Source organism: Delftia sp. ZNC0008 (assembly GCF_000799035.1).
Lineage (GTDB): Bacteria > Pseudomonadota > Gammaproteobacteria > Burkholderiales > Burkholderiaceae_C > Comamonas > Comamonas tsuruhatensis.
In genome coordinates this window covers 1-5,494 of record NZ_JTKZ01000327.1, presented here as the reverse complement: position 1 = coordinate 5,494, position 5,494 = coordinate 1, and the positions used below count along the sequence as shown (strand labels likewise).

The window sequence follows — 5,494 nt, the reverse complement described above, 5'->3', positions numbered from 1 at the left end:
GGGCCGGGCGCGCGGCGCCTGCCGGAGCAGGGGTTGCACCGGCTGTACCGGCCGCACCAGTTGCAGAAGGCAGGGCGGCCGATGCGCGTGCGGGCACAGCGCCTTTGGGAGCGGCAGGCGCCAGATGCGGACGGGGCGCCGCCGGTGTTTGGCGGGGCGCTGCCACGGCGGCGGCGTGGCTGACACCGCGGCTGCTGCCCAGCATGCCGGTGGACGGCGAGAGCTTGAACACGCTCACCACCTCGGCCAGCGCCTTGGCCTGGGCCTGCAGGGCGCCGGTGGCCGCCGCCGATTCCTCGACCAGGGCCGCGTTCTGCTGGGTCATCTGGTCCATCTGCGTGACGGCCTGGTTGACCTGCTCGATACCGGCCGTCTGCTCATGGCTGGCGGCCGAGATCTCGCCCATGATGTCGGTCACGCGGCGCACGCTGGCCACGATCTCTTCCATGGTCTTGCCGGCCGAGTCGACCTGGGCGCTGCCTTCCTCGACCTTGCCCACCGAGTCGTCGATGAGCTGCTTGATCTCCTTGGCGGCGGCGGCCGATCGCTGGGCCAGGGTGCGCACTTCCGAGGCGACGACGGCAAAGCCCCGGCCCTGGTCACCGGCGCGGGCCGCTTCCACGGCGGCATTCAGCGCGAGGATGTTGGTCTGGAAGGCGATGGAGTCGATGACGCCGATGATGTCCACGATCTTGCGCGAGGCATCGTTGATGGCGGACATGGTCTGCACCACCTGGGCGACGGCCGAGCCGCCGCGCACGGCGACCTGGGAGGCGGCGGCGGCCAGCTGGTTGGCCTGCTGGGCGTTGGCGCCGTTTTGCTTGACGGTGGAGGTCAGCTCCTCCATGGAGGCGGCGGTCTGCTCCAGCGAGCTGGCCTGTTCCTCGGTGCGGGCCGACAGGTCCTGGTTGCCCGAGGCGATCTGGCCGCTGGCCGTGGCGATGGAGTCCGTTCCCTGGCGCACCTGGCCGACGATGCGCTGCAGGCTTTCGTTCATGTGCTGCAGGGCCAGCAGCAGCTGGCCGGTCTCGTCCTTGCCATGCACCTCGATGCGGCTGCCCAGGTCGCCTGCGGCCACGGCCTGCGCCAGGCTCACGGCCTGCTGCAGGGGGCGTGCCACGCTGCGGGCGATCAGCAGCGCCATGCCCAGGCCGAAGAGGACGGCCCCCGCCAGCAGGGCGATCACCCACCAGCGCGCGGCGGTGAAGATGTCGTCGCCTGCCTGGTTGGCATCCTCGATGCCCTGGGCGTTGATCTTGAGCAGTTCGTCCAGCTTGGTGTTGATGGCACGGCTGGTCTTGACCGAATCGCCGCGCAGCACCTCGGACGCCTCGTCGGTGCGCAGGGCGTGGGACAGGTCCACGATCCTTGCCGTGTGCTGCGCGTACTGGCCCAGGTCGTCCTTGATGCCGGCCATCAGCTCGCGCTCACGCGCGGTGTTGGCATAGCGTTCGAAGGCCTGCTGGTTCTTGAGCAGCTCGGACCACAGTGCCGGCATGCTCTTGTCGTAGACGGCCATCTCTTCCATCGAGGTGGCCAGCACATGCTGCATGGTCTGCGAGCGGTAGCGCTGCAGCTGATAGCGCATCTCCATGATCACGCGCTCGGCGGGCATCCAGTGGTGCGCCAGGTCGGTGGCCGTGCGGTTGACACGGTCCAGCTGTACCACGGAGAACAGGCCCAGGCCGGCGGTCAGCAGCAGCAGGGCGATGAAAGAGGCCAGCAGCTTGTGGGCCAGCTTCAGATTGCGGAAAAACATCATGGTGGGGAGTGCCGTACGGCGAGAAGCGAAAGCGGGTGAGCGGCGGTGGCTGCGAATCGAGGGGATGCGGTGGCGATCTGTGGCGACCAGCGGGGCCGACACTCAGCCGCCGCCATGCCGCAGATATCGGTCACTTGCCGGCGAGGCTTAGAGAAAAATAGGTCCAGTCCGAATATTTATTGCGGATTGTTACTTTTTCCGGCCAAGGTCTCCGCGCGCATGGCCTGGTCCGCTCACATGCCCGTTCACATGTCCGCTCACACGTCCGCTCACACGTCCGTCGCCACGCCGGCTTGCAGGCTCGATGCCTGCAGCCACCGTTCCAGATCAGCGGCCGGCAGCGGGCGAGAGAACAGATAGCCCTGTGCCACCGGATAGCCCTGTTCGCGCAGGATGGTGTTCTGCGCTGCCGTCTCCACGCCCTCGGCCACCACGGTCAGGTGCAGGCTGCGGCCTATGCCCAGGATGGCGTTGCTCAGCGCCTGGGCGGCCTCGTCGTGCTCCAGGTCGGCGACGAAGCTGCGGTCCAGCTTGAGCTCGCTGACGGGCAGGCGCCGCAGGTAGCTGAGGCTGGAGTAGCCCGTGCCGAAGTCGTCCATGGACAGGCGCACCCCCTGGGAATGCACGGCCTGCAGCGTGCGCATGGTGCCCGGGTTGGTGTCCAGCAGCAGGCTTTCGGTGATCTCCAGCGTGAGGTCCTGCGGCTTGAGCGCGTTGTGCTCCAGGGTGTCGGCAATCATGTGCGGCAGGTCCAGGTTGTGAAAGCTGGTGGGCGAGAGGTTGACCGACATGGCCGGCACGTCGATGCCCCGGCTGCGCCACTCGCCCAGCTGGCGGCAGGCCTCGCGCAGTGCCCAGGTGCCCAGCTCGCCGATCAGGCCGCATTCCTCGGCCAGCGGAATGAAGCGTGCGGGCGAGATCTCGCCGAATTCCGCATGGCTCCAGCGCGCCAGGGCCTCCACGCCGTAGAGGCGCCCGTCCTTCAGGTCGAGCTGGGGCTGGTAGTGCAGGCGCAGGCCGCCGCTGCGCAGGGCGTCGCGCAGCGCCGTCTCCAGCACCAGGCGTTCCTGGGCCAGGCGGTTCATCTCGGGGCTGAAGAAGCTGTAGAGCCCGCGCCCGCCCGACTTGGCCTGGTACATGGCCATGTCGGCGCGGTGCAGCAGGGTCTCCATGTCGCGCCCGTCGGCGGGAAACACGGCAATGCCGCAACTGGCCGTGCTGGCCAGGGACACGTCGTCGATCATGCAGGGCTCGCCAAGTGCCGACTGCAGCCGCTCTATCACCTCGGCCGCCTGCGCACCGCCGCAGTGTGGCAGCACGATGACGAACTCGTCGCCCGACAGCCGCCCGGCAATGTCACCCGTGCGCAGCTCCGCCTGAATGCGCTGGGCCACGCTGCACAGCAGCCGGTCGCCGGCCGGGTGGCCCAGCGAGTCGTTGACCTGCTTGAAACGGTCCAGGTCGATGAAGACCACGGCCAGCTCGTGGCCCTCGTGCGAAGCCACGGACAGCGCCTGCTCGGCCTGGGCCAGCAGCAGGCTGCGGTTGGGCAGCGTGGTCAGCCCGTCGTAGAACGCCAACTGGCGGATGCGCCGGCGCGCCTGTTCGCGCTCCAGCGCCAGGGCGCACAGGTCGGTGCAGGCCTCCACCAGGCGCTGGTGGAAGGGATCGGGGCCGGGCCGGTCGAAATGGCGGTAGTAGAAGGCAAAGGTGCCGGCCACGCCGCCCTGCAGCCCGCAGATGGGCGTGGACCAGCAGGCCGTATACCCCAGCGGCAGGATGAGGTGCTTGTAGTCGGCCCACAGCGGGTCGGTGGCGATGTCGCCCACCAGCACGGGCCGGTTGTGGAAGGCCGCCGCGCCGCAGGAGCCGACATTGGGGCCGATGGGCACGCCGTCCAGCGCCGCCGAATAGGAGGCCGGCAGGCTGGGCGCGGCCAGCGGATGCAGGCGATTCTGGTCATCGACTTCCAGCACCGACACCGCGATATCGGGCGCAATGCGCTCGACCTCGCGGCACACCAGGTCCAGCACCTCGGTCAGCGGCTGGTCGCGGGCCATGGCCTCCAGGGCGCGCCGCTGCAGCACCTCGTGCATCTTGGCCTCGGTGATGTCGGTGATCACGGTCACCGTGGTGTGGAGGCGGCCGTCGGGGCCCATGACGGGATTGGCCTGGGCGCTGACCCAATACCGCTCGCCGTCCTTGCCGACGAGGATCTCCTCGCGGTACACCGGCTTGCCTGCGTCCAGTTCGGCGCGGTAGGCGGCCGTGAATTCGGGCGAGGCATGGGGCACCAGCAGGGCGATGGGCGCACGGCCCACGACCTCTTCGCTGCTCCAGCCGAACATGCGGGTGAAGCCTGCGTTGACATAGGAGATGGTCCAGTTGCCGTCGGCGATCACCACGGCCGCGTCGGTGGCGTCTGCCACCAGGGACAGGCGCCGCATGTGCTCCTGCCGCCGGCGGTCGGCCAGCATGCGGGCCGAGACATCGGTGGCAATGCACAGCACATGGCTGAGGGCGCCGGCCGCATCGAGCACGGGCGCATAGGTGGCCTCCAGCCAGCAGGTGCTTCCGTCGCGGCGCCGGTGCTCTCCCACGCGCGAAACCGTCTCGCCCGCGCCCCAGCGCTGGCGCCACTGACCGTAGGCGGCCGGGTCGGCCTGGGCCTGCGTGCACAGATCGCTGTGAAGCAGACCTTCAGCGCCCGTGGCCGGATAGCCGAGGATGGCCTCGTAGTTGGCATTGGCGCGCATCAGCCGGCCTTCGGGCGTGAATTCCGCCAGCGCCATGGCCTTGTCCAGCGTGCTCCACAGCGCCTGTTGTCCTGCCGTGCCTGCTACCCGCGTTTCGAACATGGTTCGCTCTCCTGATGGATGCTGAGCTGATGATTGATTGTTTCTAAATGATACCGATCCGGCGCAGCAGCTGGATGTCAGCCACTCTGGTCGCACTTGCTCCCACTGTTCGCCTTTGGATGGTCCGCCTGATGGCACTCTTAAGCAAGTGATTCCGCTGGTTACAATGATTTGAGAATGATTCTTGTTTGATGGTGGCTCCCGCCTTCAAGCCATCGGGTCCTACCATGCCATCCGCCCCAGCCTCCACCCCCCAGCACCGAGAAGCCGCCTCCCTGTACACCGCCCACCATGGCTGGCTGCAGGGCTGGCTGCGTCGCAGGCTGGGCAACGGGGCGGATGCGGCGGACCTGGCGCAGGACACCTTCGTGCGCATCCTGGGCGTGCGCGACCTGGCCGGTGTGCAGGAGCCGCGTGCCTACCTGACCACGGTAGCCAAGGGCGTGCTCGTCAACTGGTACAAGCGCCAGGCGCTGGAGCGCGCCTACCTCGAAGCCCTGGCCGCCTTGCCCGAGCCTGTGGCGCCTTCGCCCGAGCAGCGCGCCCTGGTACTGGAGACCCTGCACGAGATAGACGCCATGCTGGACGCGCTGCCGCCCATCGTGCGGCGCACGTTTTTGCTGTCCCAGCTGGACGGCATGAAGTACGAGGACATCGCGCAGCAGCTGGAGGTCTCGCTCACCAGCGTCAAGCGCTACATGGCCCAGGCGTTTCGCCAATGCCTGGTGGCAATGGCGTGATGGAGACGCCCCTGCAAGCGCGCGTGCTCGACGAGGCCGCCGAATGGCTGATGCGCCTGCACGACAGCGGCGCCACCGATGCCGACCGCGCCGCCTGCGAACGCTGGCGCCAGGCCGACCCCCAGCATACGCGG

General features: G+C 68.5%; 4 protein-coding genes. 2 read left to right on the top strand and 2 right to left on the bottom strand.

Annotated features, from left to right (window positions below; translation table 11 throughout):
* Both L995_RS10950 and L995_RS10945 read right to left on the bottom strand, forming a co-directional pair.
* Window positions 1-1,762: methyl-accepting chemotaxis protein (locus tag L995_RS10950; protein WP_047471603.1), on the bottom strand; the 1,762-nt coding region annotated here is incomplete at its 3' end.
* A gap of 269 nt (window positions 1,763-2,031) precedes the next feature.
* Window positions 2,032-4,620, bottom strand: coding sequence for a sensor domain-containing protein (locus L995_RS10945; protein WP_047471601.1), 2,589 nt, complete (start codon window positions 4,618-4,620; stop codon window positions 2,032-2,034).
* Window positions 4,621-4,847: 227 nt separating this feature from the next.
* Here L995_RS10945 and L995_RS10940 point away from each other — a divergent pair, with 227 nt between their 5' ends.
* Both L995_RS10940 and L995_RS34650 read left to right on the top strand, forming a co-directional pair.
* A complete protein-coding gene (locus tag L995_RS10940) occupies window positions 4,848-5,360 on the top strand; it encodes a sigma-70 family RNA polymerase sigma factor (RefSeq protein WP_016452940.1) in 513 nt (170 codons plus the stop codon).
* A partial coding sequence (locus L995_RS34650) for a FecR/PupR family sigma factor regulator (RefSeq protein WP_156136032.1) occupies window positions 5,339-5,494 on the top strand: 156 nt, incomplete at its 3' end. The genes L995_RS10940 and L995_RS34650, both read left to right, overlap by 22 nt.